Source organism: secondary endosymbiont of Heteropsylla cubana (assembly GCF_000287355.1).
In the GTDB taxonomy this organism is placed as follows: Bacteria; Pseudomonadota; Gammaproteobacteria; order Enterobacterales; family Enterobacteriaceae.
On record NC_018420.1, the window covers coordinates 567,986 to 584,161 of the forward strand.

The following is a 16,176-nucleotide window of genomic DNA, read 5'->3' on the forward strand; positions in this document are numbered from 1 at the left end:
TTCTTCACTAGTAGTATATTACTAGTGCTTATAGATATTTAGCTTGAAATGGTTTTTATAAAAAAATTACTTCTGTAATATAGCACTTCTGTAGTATAGCAATAGAATGTGAAGTTTAAATATTAATTTAAACAATAAAATAAATTATTATGAAAAATTTTATTATATACCAACATTAGTATAGCTAAACTAACTTTTATTAATTTTTTTATAAATCATAACAAAATCTCAAGATCCTTGCTCTTTCTTTTAAAGGTCGTATAATTTTATTTTGCAATTAGATGTTATTTTTTTTTGATAGATAACGTTTGTTTGGATGCATTTAGATAAAATTTGAGGATGGTCAAAGTCTCTAGCTTTAATCATTAACACGATAAAGTTATCAGGCATGTAAAATCTGTATTAAAACTACAATAGTTAATCGGTAATCATTTACGGTTTAGGTAAAATTACAATGAAACGGACTTTTCAACCTTCTGTATTAAAACGTAATCGTACCCACGGTTTTCGTGCTCGTATGTCTACAAAAAACGGTCGTCAAGTTTTAGGACGTCGACGTGCAAAAAGTCGTACACGCTTGACTGTATCTTGTAAATAATAAAGTTTATTTACGTAGGTGGCTAAGTTAACCTTTCCTCGGAAGTTGCGATTGTTAACTTCCAATCATTTCGCTTTTTGCTTCAAGCATCCTCAAAGAGTGAGTGTTACATATATTATAATCCTTTGTCGCTTGAATATGTTGGGGTATCCGCGGATTGGTCTTACAGTTGCAAAAAAACATGTAAAATACGCTCATGAACGTAACCGGATAAAACGCTTGACACGTGAAAGTTTCCGACTTGTTCAGCATCTCCTTCCTCCTATGGATTTTGTTGTGATTGCAAAAAAAGGCATATCTAATTTAGATAACCGTACGCTTATAAAAGCGTTAGAAAAATTATGGCGACGCCATTGTCAGCAATATCAAAGGTGATAATTTGGTTGATACGGACTTATCAGATAATTGTCAGTCCGATTATAGGATCTCATTGTCGGTTTAGGCCTACTTGTTCTCAATATGCAATTGAAGCAATATACAGGTTTAATATATTACAAGGTAGTTGGTTACTATTTAAACGATTATTAAAATGTCACCCCTTTAATTTAGGGGGTGATGATGCTGTGCCGAAGAAAAACCTTTAACTACATAATTTAGAGAATACTAAAATGGATTCGCAACGCAACCTTCTTATCATCGCTTTGCTTTTTTTATCGTTAATGATCTGGCAGGCTTGGCATACGGATTCTACTTTTATGCTGACTAGCAAATACAAGAAAGAAGATCTTAACAACACTACAATAGATAAAAAACATACGGATACACGTGATAACAAAGAAGATCAATTTATTACGATTACAACAGATGTCCTTTCATTAAAAATTAATACTCGTGGAGGTGATATTGAAGAGGCTTTCCTTCTTTCTTACTTAGATGCACTTGGATCAGAAAAACCTTTCCACTTATTAGAGACGTCTCCCGATTTTATTTATCACGCACAAAGTGGTCTAATAGGAAAAAACGGTATTGATAATATCACCACTGGTGAGCGTCCAATATTTTCTGCTAGTAAAAAATCATATTTTTTACCAAAAAATGAGAATAAATTGTGCGTACCATTAACTTATACCGCTCCTAATGGAGTAGTATATAGTAAAATTTTTATTTTAAAAGCTGGGGATTTTTCTGTAGATGTTAAGTATCATATTAATAATACTAGTGTTAGTAGGGAATCAATTGAGTTAATTTTTTTTGGTGAATTAAATCAATCAATTAAATTATCGAAATTGCGTAGTCCTAGTAACACTCCTTTTGCTTTTCAACCTTATCGTGGTGCGGCTTATTCTACAGATAATAAAAAATATCAAAAATGTAGTTTCGAAGATATTAAAAACCAGCGTCTGAATATTACTACGGATGCTGGATGGATTGCTATGCTCCAGCAATATTTTGCTACCGCTTGGATCCCCAGCGGATTAATCAAAAATACTTTCTATACAAAAGACTTAGACAATGGTCTTGTAGCAGTAGGTTTTATGTCGAGCCCTATCATAGTTTTACCAGGTAACCAAAGTGAGATAAGAGCAACATTATGGCTTGGTCCTAAAATTCAGGAAAAGTTGGCAACAGTGGCTCCGCATTTCAATCTGGTAGTTGACTATGGTTGGCTATGGTTTATTTCCCAACCTCTATTTAATTTACTAAAGTTAATTAATAATTTTATAGGTAACTGGGGAGTTTCAATTATCATTATCACCTTTATTGTTCGGGGGATCATGTATCCACTAACAAAAGCGCAATATGTATCTATAGCTAAAATGCGGATGTTGCAACCTAAACTAGAAACATTGCGGAAGCGATTTAGTAGTGATAAGCATCGTCAAAACCAAGAAATAATGGCTCTTTATAAAACTGAAAAAGTTAACCCATTAGGAGGTTGTTTACCTGTATTAATCCAGATGCCGATTTTTCTTGCGCTATATTATATGCTATCAAGTGTAGTTGAATTACGGCATGCTCCGTTCGCATTATGGATTTACGATTTATCGGCACAAGATCCTTATTATATCCTTCCAGTTCTAATGGGATTTAGTATGTTTTTTATACAAAAAATGTCGCCTACTGCCGTGACTGATCCTATGCAGGCAAAAATTATGACTTTGATGCCTATAGTTTTTACCGTTTTTTTTCTTTGGTTTCAATCAGGTTTGGTTTTATACTATACTATAAGTAATTTAGTGACAATTATACAACAGAAGTTGATTTATCGTGGTTTAGAAAAACGAGGTTTACATTAAATAAGATAAACATTAATTTAATTTTAAGTTTTTTAAATGTTGTAAATTAGATATCAGAAATATAATTCTTTTTTTTTATTTTACAATGCCTTTGTATTGTGTGATATGAGTTTTTAAATGAATCAGACGATAATAGATACTATTGTTGCGTTAGCTACCCCTCCAGGACGTGGAGGAGTTGGTATATTACGTATCTCTGGCCCGTTAGCAGCTCAAATAGCTTACGCAGTATTAGGAAAGTTGCCTCATCCTCGTCAAGCCGAATATACACCTTTTCTTAATAAAAATGGTGTAACTTTAGATTTTGGAATTGCTGTATTTTTTCCCGGTCCTAAATCTTTTACTGGGGAAGATGTATTAGAATTGCAAGGTCATGGTAGTCCTTTTATATTAGATTTATTAATGTCTTATATTGTAGGGATATCTGGGGTGCGTATTGCACGCCCAGGTGAATTTTTAGAACGTGCATTTTTAAATAAAAAATTAGATTTATCTCAAGCAGAAGCTATTGCTGATTTAATTGACGCTAGTTCGATTCAGGCTGCTCGTTCAGCAGTTAATTCTTTAAAGGGTGTTTTCTCGCAACGTATTCATGAATTAGTAGAGGTAATTACTAATTTGCGCATACATATAGAAGCAGCTATCGATTTTTCTGATGAAAAAATTGATTTTCTTTCTTATAGCAACATTACAACAAAATTAGAAGAGATTATTGAAAAAATAAAACAAGTACGTAGTGAAGCTCGTCAAGGTAGTTTGTTGCGAGAAGGGATGAGAGTAGTGATTGCTGGTGAACCAAATGTTGGGAAATCGAGTTTACTCAATGCTTTGTCTGGTCATGATGCGGCAATTGTAACCCCGATTCCAGGTACGACGCGTGATCTATTGAACGAATATATTGATATTGATGGAATGCCATTGCATGTTATCGATACGGCTGGTTTGCGGGATACCAATGATGAAATAGAGTGTCTTGGTATCGATCGTGCTTGGCGTGAAATACTAAAAGCTGATCATGTGTTATTTATGGTAGATGTTACTTCTGTTCCTATGGGTGATCCGAGTATACTCTTCCCGCAATTTATCGATCGGTTACCACATAAGATACCTATTACTATAATACGTAATAAAGCCGATTTGACTAATGAAAATATTGGTTTTAACAAGCTGTTCGGTTATGAATTTATTACTATTTCTGCAAAATCTGGTATAGGATTGAAATTATTATGTGAACATTTAAAGAAAAGTGTAGGCTTTGATGGTGTTACTGAAGGAACCTTTTTGGCTCGTCGCCGTCATATTGAAGCATTAAAGACCGCTACTATACATTTAAAAAAAGGGAATTCTATATTTATAGATATTCAAAATATTGAGATTCTTGCAGAAGAATTGCGATTAGCACAGTATTCTTTAAGTGAAATTACTGGTGTAGTTAGTTCGAATGATCTTATTAGTAAGATTTTTTCTAATTTTTGTATTGGAAAATAATGCTTGTTATTTTTTTTTAAAATATTAATTAATATTTTCTTACAAAATTATTTATAAAAAAGTAGTTTTATTTTTTTAATGCATATTCTATATTTATAGAAATATTTTGATTGTCTTGGAAATTTAATATTATGTATTACATGGTTAAATAAGTAGCTGCATTTCATTGAAGTATTTTCATAGATTATCTAAATCTATTTACTTTTATTAAGTATAGTATATTTTTTACAAATCTCTATTTTTGGATAGAATTAATAGTTTGCATACTACACATATGCATATAAAACATGAAAAATATTTAATAATAGTTAATTTTTATCAAATAATGATATTTTTAAACGTCTGTAATTAACGTGTTTAAAAATAATCTTTTTTTTTGCGCAATGCTGAAAAAACCCGCCATTCTTCTCCAGGGAGCGGAAAAACATCAAGCGCTTTTTGTACATAAATGTCATGACAACGAAAAAAAGGATTAATTTTTCGTTCCAAATATAGCGTTGTTGGAAGAGTTGGTTGTTTTGTTTGTTCTAATTTTTTACTTATCTTGTGATAAGAAGATATCAGGTGATCATGAGGCAATAGAGCAGAAGCAAAGTTTAAGTTGCTTACTGTGTACTCATGTGCAGGATATATCAGAGTATTTGAGGGGAGTTGATTGATTTTTTGAAAAGATTTGTACATTTGTTGCGATGTATCTTCCAATAGTCGACCACAACCCGCAGAAAAAACAGTATCGCCACAAAAGAGCCAGGGAGCACTATAAAATCCAATATGCCCGAGTGTGTGTCCCGGTAATCCTATAACATAGAAGGTTTGTTCTAGTAATTTTATGGTATCGCCTTCTTTTACTATTTTTGTTGCTCCGTTATCATGGGTTTCTTTTGGACCATAAACTGGAACGCAATAGTATTCTAGAAGTTTACTAACTCCCCCTACATGATCTTGGTGATGATGGGTTAATAAAATAGCAATAGGGGGAAGGAGCTTATAATCTTCTATAAGATGTAATATGGGTAATGCATCGCCAGGATCGATTAATAAATAGTTATTGTTATGGTGTTTTAAAAACCAAATATAATTATCTTTCAATGCAGGAATGCTAATGGAATTCATTAGTTACCTATTTTTTGGTTTGTAAAATAAAAATAAAATAGTAGTATTTTATTATGGTAAATTCATTTCAGAAACTTTTTTCTAGATTTGTTGTAATATAAAAACTATTTTTTAGTGTTGATGCTGTGAAATTTTCAATTTCAGGAAAAATAGAGTTAGATATTTATGTTTTTCTATAAAACATATTATGATATATATAAAAGATAATGCTTTTAGGTAATACTTTAATATAATAATATTAAGAATATAATTACATTTAAATGATTTACATTAATCTAATAATTGTGATAAATTTGTTTTATCTTCTTATAGTAAATAATATATTTTATTTATTTTACTAATATTCAGACGTCTAAACTTTTAAGAAATATATGATAGTAATTAATTTAAGTTGAATAAGAACAGTATTGAAAAAGAATGAAATTGTTATCAGTATCAATAAGTCACTTATAGACTAATAAAAAAATATTTTTTATTAAGCACGGCTATATTTAACGTTTACCTCGCTCTATTATCACTCCAACGTTGGATGCTTGGGGTATAGCAGAAGGTTTACTTACTTTAATAAGAATCCAAGGGATTTTAAATTGACTAATTAGCTGATCGGAAATATTTTCAGCTACAGTTTCTATTAGTGAAAAATGTTTTCCAGTTACAAGTGATATTACAACTTCGGTAATGATTTCGTAGTTTAGACAATTGACAACATTGTCGCTGATTGCTGCGAGTTGATTATTCCAACTTATTTCTAAATCTAAAACTAATTTTTGTAATCTATTTTTTTCCCAATTGTAGACGCCTACATAGGTCATTATGGTTAATTCTTTTATAAATATAATATCCATATTACACTCGGCAGATATGCCTATTATAATCTTTTTTTTTAAATTTTCTTTTAATAAAGAAAAACATAAGCGCTTATTAATGTCAAGTTTTTTATTTTGTGATATATTTAATTATGTTCATTATTGCCTAAATTTCATGCGATTTGTCATACTAATTTTTAAAAAAAATATTTTTAAAATTAATAATAAGATTATTATAATAAATAATTTACAATTATTATAGTATATAGATGTTTGATGTAAACAATATTTACTATCGCAGTACTTCACTTTTTTCTAAAGTACAATTTAAGATTTATCTGTATTTAGATTGAAACAGCAAATCAATATATTTTTATGTGAGTTGCACTATTAGTACAGTAAAGTAGCTATAGTTACATTGAAACTGTGATATTAGATCAATATTTTTTTTGATTTCAATGTTGTTGATAAATTAGCTACATTAGATTGAGAGAGTGTTTATTTTTTTTGTTAAATATTTTTTTGAATATAACGTTTATTATAAAAAATAAATAAATTTTTAGCTTTAAGTTATTATGTTATATGAAATAATTTACCATTATTTTGTAATTATTTAATAATTAAGTTATGCATAAATTATAATAAAATATGAATGATAAAATATAGGAAAAAACAAAACTAGCGATTTTATTAACTGAGATAATTATATATTTATATGGACATATCAATTTTAATGGGTAACATATTACGAATCTTAGATTATTTAATAAAATAAATTAAGATATTTAAATAAATTGATTCAAAGTTATTTATGAGGACGCAACATCGGAAATAAAATTACGTCACGGATAGTTTTATTGTTGGTTAATAGCATAACTAAACGATCAATACCTATACCTAACCCAGCAGTAGGTGGCATACCATTTTCTAAGGCAGTAACATAATCTTCATCATAAAACATTGTTTCATGTTTTGCAACATTTTTATTTTGAGCTTGTTGAATAAACCGACTTGCTTGATCTTCTGGATCATTAAGCTCTGAAAAGCCATTTCCAATTTCTCGACCTCCTATAAATAATTCAAATCGATCGGTATACAATGGATCGGTGTCATTGCGTCGTGCTAATGGCGAAACTTCTACTGGATAGTGGGTTATAAAAGTTGGCTGAATAAGGTGAGATTCAGTGGTTTCTTCAAAAATTTCAGTTAGCACTCGTCCTAACCCCCATCGACTGTCAACAAGAACACCAAGTGATTTAGCAATAGCGGTTGCAGCAGTGATATCATTAAGCGTTTCAGATTTAATGTGAGGATGATGATGATAGATAGCTTCGGTCATGGTCATTGTGATAAATGATTTGCTGAAATCAAAAGTTTGATCTCCATATTGCACTATGTTAGTACCAAGTACTTGTTGTGTGAGTTTGCGCATTAAATTTTCCACTAATACCATTAAGTCGATGTAGTCCGCATAGGCCATATATAGTTCTAGCATAGTAAATTCGGGATTATGGTAAGAAGATAAACCTTCATTGCGAAAATTTCTGTTAATTTCAAAAATTCGTTCGAAGCCGCCTACCATTAGGCGTTTTAAGTATAGTTCTGGTGAAATACGTAGGTACATATCAACATGTAGAGCATTATGATGGGTAATAAATGGGCGTGCTGTAGCACCGCCTGGAATGCTTTGCATCATGGGTGTTTCTACTTCGATAAAATCATGATCCATCATAAATCGACGAATTTCAGAGATAAGGTTAAAACGAATTTTAAATGTTTGTCTGGTTTTATTGTTTACGATTAAATCTAGGTAGCGTTGGCGATAGCGGAGTTCCTGATCAGTAAGTCCGTAAAACTTGCTCGGGATGGGACGCATCGCTTTACTTATAAGGTAAATTTTACTGCAATAAACGGATAGTTCACCTTTTTTGGTCTTAAATAATGTTCCGTAGACCCCAATAATATCGCCTAGATCCCATTTTTTAAACTTCTCGTTATATTCTCCTTCTAACAGTTTATTGCAAACAACATAAATCTGAATTTTACCACTAAAGTTTTGTAGGGTAGCGAAAGAAGCTTTTCCCATAATACGTCGACTAGTCATACGACCTGCAATACTTACTTCAATATTTAAGGTCATCAATTCTTCATTAGTTTTTTCATCATAGTAAGTGTGGAGTTGGTCAAAATTTATATTTTGTCGAAATTTGTTTGGAAAAGTAATACCTTCTTGACGCCATTGTTTAAGCTTTTCTTTTCGTGAATTTAATTCGTGTTTTATATGTACCGTATGAAGTGCGTTGTTATATGAGGGTAATTTACACATATACTTTTCTCTGTATTCACTCTTATTTGTTTTGATTTCTATAGACTTTTCAAATAAAGATTATTGTCTCAAATTACGTTAAAGATATTTTATCTTTATCAAATAACTTATAAATATTTTTATAAATCAAGTGTTAATAAATAATGTAATATACGTAAATGTATTTTTAATTGATAAGGTTCACATAAAATTTGATCTTTTAAAGAAATCGTTTCTTTTATTTTTGTTTTTTTTATTCAAGTTATCATGTAGAATAGTTGAAAATTAATAATTTTATACATAACTTTCATTTTTAAGTAAGGGAGTAATAATTAAAAATAAATATCAAGTTATACTATAATTTTTGAATATTTTTTTGTTTTTTTAAGAATTTCATTTAATAAAATTAATTATTAGAATTTTTTGAAAAAATGTCTAATTTAAATAGTCAGTTATTTTAATTGTGTAGATATAGTTATCACTGGTAGTTTGTTGCTAGAGCGTTTTTTTGTAAAGTGTTTCATATTTCAAAGAAAACTATTAACTTAGTTTTATCTAAAATGATATTTTTAATTAGTTAATCCATAGTTGGTTCGTATTGAACATTAATATAAATCAAGAAAAATCACAATTGATATAAAAAAACTATCTGGATTGATAATAGAGATCTAATAATTTTGGTAAAATTCCTATAGGTTGTTTATAATAAAAAAAAGAAATACAATAAGCAAAAAATTTATATTTCAGTAGAATAAAGAAATAACTTCATATTTTATAGAGATATTCTCTCTAGCATGAACAAGAATGCTTTTTCTTTAATTTTCTTTAATTGTATAAAATTATCGCACTTCTCTAAGAAATCAGACTTAATTAAAAATTTTGGCAAAAATTTTCTCTGATAGGCTTTCTAATATTTATAACTTTGTTAAAACATCAATATATTGCTTTTCTTGATATATAACATAGCGGAATTTAGTTAGACTATAAAACTAATAATTATAGTTTTTTCTTTTTTTTTAGAAAATAATGTTTCAAGTGATCAATATGATTTTTAAAATAAAATGTCGATTGTTATTGGTGTTAGACAACAAAAAAAATCGTGATTCTTCTAATCAAAACATTTAAAATAATGTTATTATGCATCATTAGATTTTTTTAGAAGAAAAGTTCATCATAATGAAAAAAAATTTTCTTATATTGTATCATATAAAAATTTTTTAATTATGAGTTTTTAGATATATTGTTTTTATTAAAAATAGTGCTTTTTTATAATTAAGTAAATTATAACATCGGTTAGTTTTATGACTCGTAATTACTAATTACTTTCTTTTGCTGATTAATGTTGACTGTCCTTTTACTGATTCTTTTTACATATTAGTTTAACAGTTATTAAACAAACTCTGGATAATTTTTAGCTTGCTAGTAACATCTTCTCCATAAGCATTAGAACCGTTTTAACGCTTAATGAATAGTGTGTAAAATATGTTTATAAAAATTAGGAGTTTACACATTATGGTATAAGAATATATTTCTTATTTCAATATGCAAATAAATGTGAAAATCCTCCAATAAATTAAAATTATTAGAATATTTTTGAGAAGAGCGGTTTACATTGATTATGTAATTAGTAAGAATTAATTTTTAAACAGGAAACAAAAACATTGTTATTTAACAGATAATCTGTCAACTTCTTTAAAAGAACATAGAAGATAAGTTTTTTATTGGTCAATCATTTTTCTTAATACTTATATTTTATGGTAACGTTTTTTTACAATAGGAAAAGTTTTCCTTAAAATTTTAGATAGTAAGAATCAATATAAAGTACTTGTAAAAATTTAAAAATATCACTATTTAACCATACTACCATAAAGATAAAGTGAGTATTATAGTTGTTAGGTTAATTAAGTGATTGAGGCGTCGTTATTTTTATATTTTTGTTTATTTTCTTATTGATAGGAAGAGTATATTTGCTCACCATTGGAAACAATAGCGATTAAGTAATTTTTTTAATCTATCTTGATCTATTTTTAACCAATTAAAACTTGAAATATTTTCCAAGAAAGATTATAGAAATAAATTCTATTTTTTAATATAAACTTATTAAAATATTTTTTAATAGTTTTGATCTTTAAAGGTTTTATAAAGAAAGTTGTCTTTTTATTAGTAGTGAGAGAAGTGTTGTTCAATATAAATTAACTATGTAATATAAAGTTATAATTTATAATTTTAGAAGAGGAAATCAATATTATGAATGTAACCAAAGTTGTATTGATTCGTCACGGTGAAAGTCAGTGGAATCGAGAAAATCGTTTTACAGGCTGGACAGATATAGATTTGTCTATTCAGGGTCGCAGAGAAGCAAAAAAAGCAGGTCAGATTCTTAAACAAGAAGGTTATTTTTTTGATTTTTCATACACATCAGTACTAAAGCGTGCTATCCATACTTTATGGGTCATTTTAGACGAATTAGATCAAACCTGGCTTCCGGTGGAAAAATCTTGGTATTTAAATGAGCGTCATTATGGAGCATTACAAGGACTGAATAAAACTGAGACAGTACAACAATACGGTAACGAGCAAGTAAAGCAGTGGCGTCGCAGTTTTGGAATAACTCCACCAGCACTTAGTCGTGAAGATGGACGTTTTTCAGGAAATGATCCACGTTATGCTAATATTAGTCCTGCTGACCTCCCAACAACTGAAAGTTTAGCTTTAACTATTAATCGAGTTTTTCATTATTGGAATAAAGTAATTTTTCCTCGCATTAAGCTTGGTAATCGAATAATTATCGCAGCACATGGTAACACAATTCGTGCGATAAGGCAATTTCTTGATAACTTGAGTGAAGGAGAATTGCTAGAATTGAACGTTCCAACAGGAATACCATTAATCTACGAATTTAGTGAGAACATGAAGCCCATTGAACATTACTACCTGAGCAAGATTAATATAAAATAAAACAAACAATAATTGAAATGATTAATCAAGATAGGGTAAAAAATTTTATTATTTTAAAACTTAATAAATCTTCTACGAAAAAAATTAAATAGGGAGATGACAAGGAATCAAGATTTTTTCGTTATATTTAATTTTAATTGAAAAAAATATAATATGCTTGATTAGTTTTGTTGAATATTTTACACAACTCTTGATCTTTTCTTATATAGAGATTGTAACTGAAAATTGTTTAACTACTAAATTATTAGTTTTTAACAATTATTATATTATAATGTATTGTTAATATACTGATTTTCGATTTTCTGAAAATATTAATTTTATTGAATCTACACAGTATTTAACTTTCACATCTAATATGAGGTAACATCTTCTAAATTTTTTATATTTCTATGTTACAGAAATAAGGCTATACTTTTATCGTATGTGTTTTGAATAGATAATTTAGTGCAAGTGATCTTAAGGCGTAATAATGTTTTTATGTATTAATTTTATTTATCAAATAGATAATTAATTATTGTACTTTAGGAAAGTATAGTTTTTTAAAGTATTCAGTTAAATAGTGTTTAATTTTATTAAATCATCATATTTTATATATATAAATCAAGATTGTTGTAATTTTTTTAATAAAAACGTTATTTTTTTGAAAACTTTAACTTAATGTTAGAAAGTTAGTTGTAATATCTATTAAACCGCAATTAACTAAAAACAATTTAAGTAGTAAATATTTATTATAACCTAATAGTATTTTCCTGGCTTTTTAATTTGTTTATAACTCAGTTTTTCAGATACGTTGTTATATGATTTATTTTAACATTAAGTAACAATGTCAATTCATCATATTTTTATAGTAATGATTTATCTTTGTTAATATTAATGTGTTTATTTATCAAAATTAGGTTAAATATGATTAGTTTTCTTGATAATATTTTTTTCGTTAAAAACTATTAGTAATTTAATCTATTCCTAGTTTTTTTTGATAAAAGCTATAAACAATAATAATTTAGGATTAATTTATAGTTTTCATTTCTCTAAGCGCATTGTCATAATATATCTGTAAAATTTTCTAGATACTAGATTAGAAGTCGCTTATTACACGAAAATCTATGGATTTGTGCGATAATTAGCATTTCTCGTTTTTTTATTTAAACTTTTTTACTTTTGTATAAAACTACCATCATTAAGATTACCTTTAAAAGGTGTTATGATCTATATTAGCACTTTTCAAAGTGATAAAAAATATTTTTTTAATAAAATCCTTGGTCAATTTATTTAGTTGTTAACTTTGAGACAAGAATTTAATTCTATTCTTATGAAATTGTTAGCGGTAAAGCTTAAATTTATCAGTTGCTGTGAGCGATGATGGTTAAATTGAAGTGTGCACTATAAGTGCATTAATTTATTAAGTTGAAAAAATTTCTAGAAAGAAATTTCAACTTATCAAGTTTGTTGATTGATAACTGTCTCTCATAAAAATCTATTGATGTAAAGTTATTCTTTTTCTTTGAATATTAAACAAATAGGATGAAAAAACTATAGTGTTTTTTTTTGTTATCAATAATTAACCACATAGTTTTTTAATAAAGTTTATTAGAAATTCATTGAATTTAATATTAATTGTTACTTTATATAACAAAGCTGGTTTGGCATGGAATAATTTTTCACTATTTTTTAGTTATTTCATAAGTAAATTTTCAAGTTCTTCTATTTATGAAAGGAGAAGATAAAGATTTTTTTTTAAAATATCTTAATCATTTTTTTTCTATAATTTATATAATCGGTTAGTAACTTTTTAATGATAGAGAGTAGATTTAGATTTTTTTAGATAAGAAGCAAGACTTATTTAGCTTTATTTAAATCTTCTATTGCACTTTTTAATTATTTTTAATTTGTATAAATGTTTTTAACGGATATTCAAATATCAATTTATTGGAAGGATAATGTTGTTATTTATTAATATTATAGAAATAAATTTTTTAAAGATATATAAAAGGATAATAATATATTATTATTACTTGTTAAAAATATTGGTGATTTTATATTTTAAAAAAAACTTAAAGATATAATGTTTATTGTTATTAATTTATTAATAGTATTAATATTAAGTGTTAAATATCTATGACATCAATTTTATTGATGGCATAATAATTAAATGAATAATATCTCTTTTTTTGAAAAATCTAAAAATTTAGATAGTTGATTTTAAGTGTAACTAATCGTTAAAATATGTGGTGTAAAAATAATAGTTTCTTAAAAATTCTAGAAAATATTATATATTTTATATCTCAAAATCTATTAAAATAGTATTTGTTTATTCTGGATTTAGTATGCGATAGTCGGTAATATTTCTATTTTTTGGTAAATTATTAAGATTTTTAGAAGTCTTAGCGCAGTTTATGTATTATAATAACAGGATTATAATTAATAAAAAGATGTCTAGTTTAAATTAGCTATCGATTATTAATAAAATTTTATGTTTTAACTATTATAAAATAAGATCAACATGCGCATTATCAATTAATCGGGTTTTGCCTAACCAAGCACTAAAGAGGACTACTGCTCGTCGGGTGTTTTTTGTTAATTCGCCTAATGTTTCTGCATCTTGAACAACAAGAGTATCTGGCTTCCAGCCAGCTTCTAAAAGTTCTCTTTTTGCTTTATTTAATAATTCATCAATATGATATTTCCTTTCTTGCAATTCTACTGTAACTTGCATAAGTACTTGATACAGTTTCGGTGCTTGACAACGTTCTTTATCGCTAAGATGTTTATTTCTCGAGCTAAGTGCAAGTCCATCATAGCTGCGTACTGTTGGTACGCTAACAATCTCTATATCATAATTCATGTCATGTACAAGTTGACGAATTAACATCAATTGTTGAAAATCTTTTTCACCAAAACAAGCTAGATCTGGTTGAACTAAATTAAAAAGTTTACAAATTATAGTGGCTACGCCTCGAAAATGTCCAGGACGACTTTTACCTTCTAAAATATTGTTAAAACTAGGCACATCAACATAAGTTTGGTTGGTGAGAGTGCCAGGGTAGATTGCTGTTGTGTCTGGTGTGAATACAGCGTCTATTCCGCGATTACTCAATTTTTTATAGTCTTCTTCTAGAGTACGAGGGTAATTTTCTAAATCTTCTTGATTTTCAAATTGCATTGGATTTACAAAAATGCTAACGATAACTTTATCGGAAAGCGCGCGTCCTCTATCAATGAGACGCATATGTCCTTTGTGTAAATTTCCCATTGTGGGTACTAAAGCAATACGTTGTTTTTCTTGAGACCACTGTTTTACAATTTTACGCAACTTTAATGGTTTTTCGATAATTAACACAGTAATTTCCTTTATTTTTTTTAAATAAAGCTATGTGTCATTGAGGGAAATTCACCCGACTCAACTTCTTTCACGTAGCGGCGTATTGCTTCAGTAATGTTTTTACTTTCTGCAAGAAAATCTTTAGTAAAAGAAGGTGCTTTCTCGTTCGTAATACCAAAAGCGTCATGCATGACTAGTATTTGACCATCAGTTGCGGAACCAGCCCCAATTCCGATAACTGGAATGGTAAGTGTTTGTGTTATACTTTCTGCTAACGCAATTGGTACACATTCTAGCACTAGTAGTTCTGCGCCAGATTTTTCAACTGCTTGTGCGTTAGCTAATAATTTTTCTGCTCCGGCTGGATCTCTCCCCTGAACTTTATAGCCGCCAAAAATATTCACTGATTGGGGAGTTAGTCCTAAATGCGCACAAACGGGTACGGCCCTTTCGGTTAGATAATGAATGGTATCAACTAGCCATGTACCGCCGCCTTCAACTTTAACTATGTTGGCTCCAGCTCGGATTAACGCAGCTGCATTTTTACAGGCTTCTATTGGCGTTGAGTAGTTCATAAATGGAAGATCAGCAAGAAGGAAGCATGATGGAGCGCCACGTCGTACACAGCGAGTATGATAAACCATGTCCTCTAAAGTAACGGGTAAGGTTGAGTTGTATCCTTGGATGACCATACCCAAAGAATCTCCGACTAACATAACTTCAATTCCTTCTTTAGAAAAGAGTCGAGAAAATGCAGCGTCGTAAGCGGTAATAGAAGCAAATTTTCGCTTTTGTTGTTTCCATGTTTGTAAATGAGAAATCGTGGTCATAAAGTAGGTCTTCCTGTAATGTAAAACATTTTTTACTTAAAGAACAAAAAGTTTATCTCAGTAGAATCTCACGTGGGATTATGTAGTGTTTATAATATATTAATATAATAAAGCATATGATTAATATTGTTCTTTTTTTTTAATATTTTTTAGAAAATTTTGAATTAGATGATTAAAGTGAATCAACCAGTGAATTTATATTGATTTTTTTTAAATAGCGATTTTAGTGAAATATCGATAACTTTTATTGTATTCATTTTGGACAATATGTGTTTATAACATGACTTTCATTGAACTATTTACAGAATTCAGAAATTTAAAATAACATACTTTAATATATAAAACGATTATTTCTTAAATTTTAATTTTTGATGTCATACTTAACTCATTAAGTAGTTATAAACATGTTATAAAATTATAAATATAATAAATTAACTTATTGATTTCTTGTATTTATACAGGAAGCCTCTAAATTATTATTTAAAGACTCTTTGTCAAAAGATGTGAATTATTTAATTAAAA

At 28.3% G+C, this 16,176-nt stretch carries 11 protein-coding genes; 6 read left to right on the forward strand and 5 right to left on the reverse strand.

The genetic code is table 11. The features are described 5' to 3' along the window. Positions 1–454: 454 nt before the first annotated feature. The 5 genes from rpmH (at position 455) to mnmE (ending at position 4,323) form a co-directional block, all read left to right on the forward strand. Complete coding sequence (gene rpmH, locus A35E_RS01480; protein ID WP_014888910.1) at positions 455–598, forward strand: 50S ribosomal protein L34; 144 nt, start codon at positions 455–457, stop codon at positions 596–598. A gap of 18 nt (positions 599–616) precedes the next feature. Then, on the forward strand, positions 617–973 hold the full coding sequence (rnpA, locus tag A35E_RS01485; protein WP_014888911.1) for a ribonuclease P protein component: 357 nt from the start codon (positions 617–619) through the stop codon (positions 971–973). Then, positions 940–1,182: a membrane protein insertion efficiency factor YidD gene (gene yidD / locus A35E_RS03060; RefSeq protein WP_014888912.1), complete on the forward strand. Its 243-nt coding sequence runs from the start codon at positions 940–942 to the stop codon at positions 1,180–1,182. The genes rnpA and yidD overlap by 34 nt, the downstream gene beginning before the upstream one ends. 24 nt (positions 1,183–1,206) lie before the next feature. Continuing rightward, positions 1,207–2,835 carry a membrane protein insertase YidC gene (gene yidC / locus A35E_RS01490; protein WP_014888913.1) on the forward strand — a complete coding sequence of 543 codons (1,629 nt, stop codon included), beginning with the start codon at positions 1,207–1,209 and terminating at the stop codon, positions 2,833–2,835. 117 nt (positions 2,836–2,952) lie between these two features. After that, on the forward strand, positions 2,953–4,323 hold the full coding sequence (mnmE, locus tag A35E_RS01495; protein WP_014888914.1) for a tRNA uridine-5-carboxymethylaminomethyl(34) synthesis GTPase MnmE: 1,371 nt from the start codon (positions 2,953–2,955) through the stop codon (positions 4,321–4,323). A gap of 357 nt (positions 4,324–4,680) precedes the next feature. Here mnmE and gloB read toward each other — a convergent pair whose 3' ends face one another. From gloB to lysS, 3 genes are all read right to left on the reverse strand, one after another. Next, complete coding sequence (gene gloB, locus A35E_RS01500) at positions 4,681–5,436, reverse strand: hydroxyacylglutathione hydrolase (protein WP_014888915.1); 756 nt, start codon at positions 5,434–5,436, stop codon at positions 4,681–4,683. 491 nt (positions 5,437–5,927) lie between these two features. Further along, on the reverse strand, positions 5,928–6,281 hold the full coding sequence (gene folB / locus A35E_RS01505; RefSeq protein ID WP_014888916.1) for a dihydroneopterin aldolase: 354 nt from the start codon (positions 6,279–6,281) through the stop codon (positions 5,928–5,930). Between the two features lie 766 nt (positions 6,282–7,047). After that, positions 7,048–8,568 carry a lysine--tRNA ligase gene (lysS, locus tag A35E_RS01510; RefSeq protein ID WP_014888917.1) on the reverse strand — a complete coding sequence of 507 codons (1,521 nt, stop codon included), beginning with the start codon at positions 8,566–8,568 and terminating at the stop codon, positions 7,048–7,050. Between the two features lie 2,226 nt (positions 8,569–10,794). Here lysS and gpmA point away from each other — a divergent pair. Further along, a complete protein-coding gene (gene gpmA / locus A35E_RS01515; protein WP_014888918.1) occupies positions 10,795–11,505 on the forward strand; it encodes a 2,3-diphosphoglycerate-dependent phosphoglycerate mutase in 711 nt (236 codons plus the stop codon). 2,482 nt (positions 11,506–13,987) lie between these two features. Here the strand turns inward: gpmA and panC are convergent. Both panC and panB read right to left on the reverse strand, forming a co-directional pair. After that, complete coding sequence (panC, locus tag A35E_RS01520; protein WP_014888919.1) at positions 13,988–14,842, reverse strand: pantoate--beta-alanine ligase; 855 nt, start codon at positions 14,840–14,842, stop codon at positions 13,988–13,990. A gap of 20 nt (positions 14,843–14,862) precedes the next feature. Continuing rightward, positions 14,863–15,654, reverse strand: coding sequence for a 3-methyl-2-oxobutanoate hydroxymethyltransferase (gene panB / locus A35E_RS01525; protein WP_014888920.1), 792 nt, complete (start codon positions 15,652–15,654; stop codon positions 14,863–14,865). Positions 15,655–16,176 lie beyond the last annotated feature (522 nt).

What these genes read in the sequence shown, in the direction of transcription:
- rpmH (WP_014888910.1), top strand. Translation starts at nt 455, where the DNA reads ATGAAACGGACTTTTCAACCTTCTGTATTAAAACGTAATCGTACCCAC.
- yidD (WP_014888912.1), top strand. Translation starts at nt 940, where the DNA reads ATGGCGACGCCATTGTCAGCAATATCAAAGGTGATAATTTGGTTGATA.
- yidC (WP_014888913.1), top strand. Translation starts at nt 1,207, where the DNA reads ATGGATTCGCAACGCAACCTTCTTATCATCGCTTTGCTTTTTTTATCG.
- mnmE (WP_014888914.1), top strand. Translation starts at nt 2,953, where the DNA reads ATGAATCAGACGATAATAGATACTATTGTTGCGTTAGCTACCCCTCCA.
- gloB (WP_014888915.1), bottom strand. Translation starts at nt 5,436, where the DNA reads ATGAATTCCATTAGCATTCCTGCATTGAAAGATAATTATATTTGGTTT.
- folB (WP_014888916.1), bottom strand. Translation starts at nt 6,281, where the DNA reads ATGGATATTATATTTATAAAAGAATTAACCATAATGACCTATGTAGGC.
- lysS (WP_014888917.1), bottom strand. Translation starts at nt 8,568, where the DNA reads ATGTGTAAATTACCCTCATATAACAACGCACTTCATACGGTACATATA.
- gpmA (WP_014888918.1), top strand. Translation starts at nt 10,795, where the DNA reads ATGAATGTAACCAAAGTTGTATTGATTCGTCACGGTGAAAGTCAGTGG.
- panB (WP_014888920.1), bottom strand. Translation starts at nt 15,654, where the DNA reads ATGACCACGATTTCTCATTTACAAACATGGAAACAACAAAAGCGAAAA.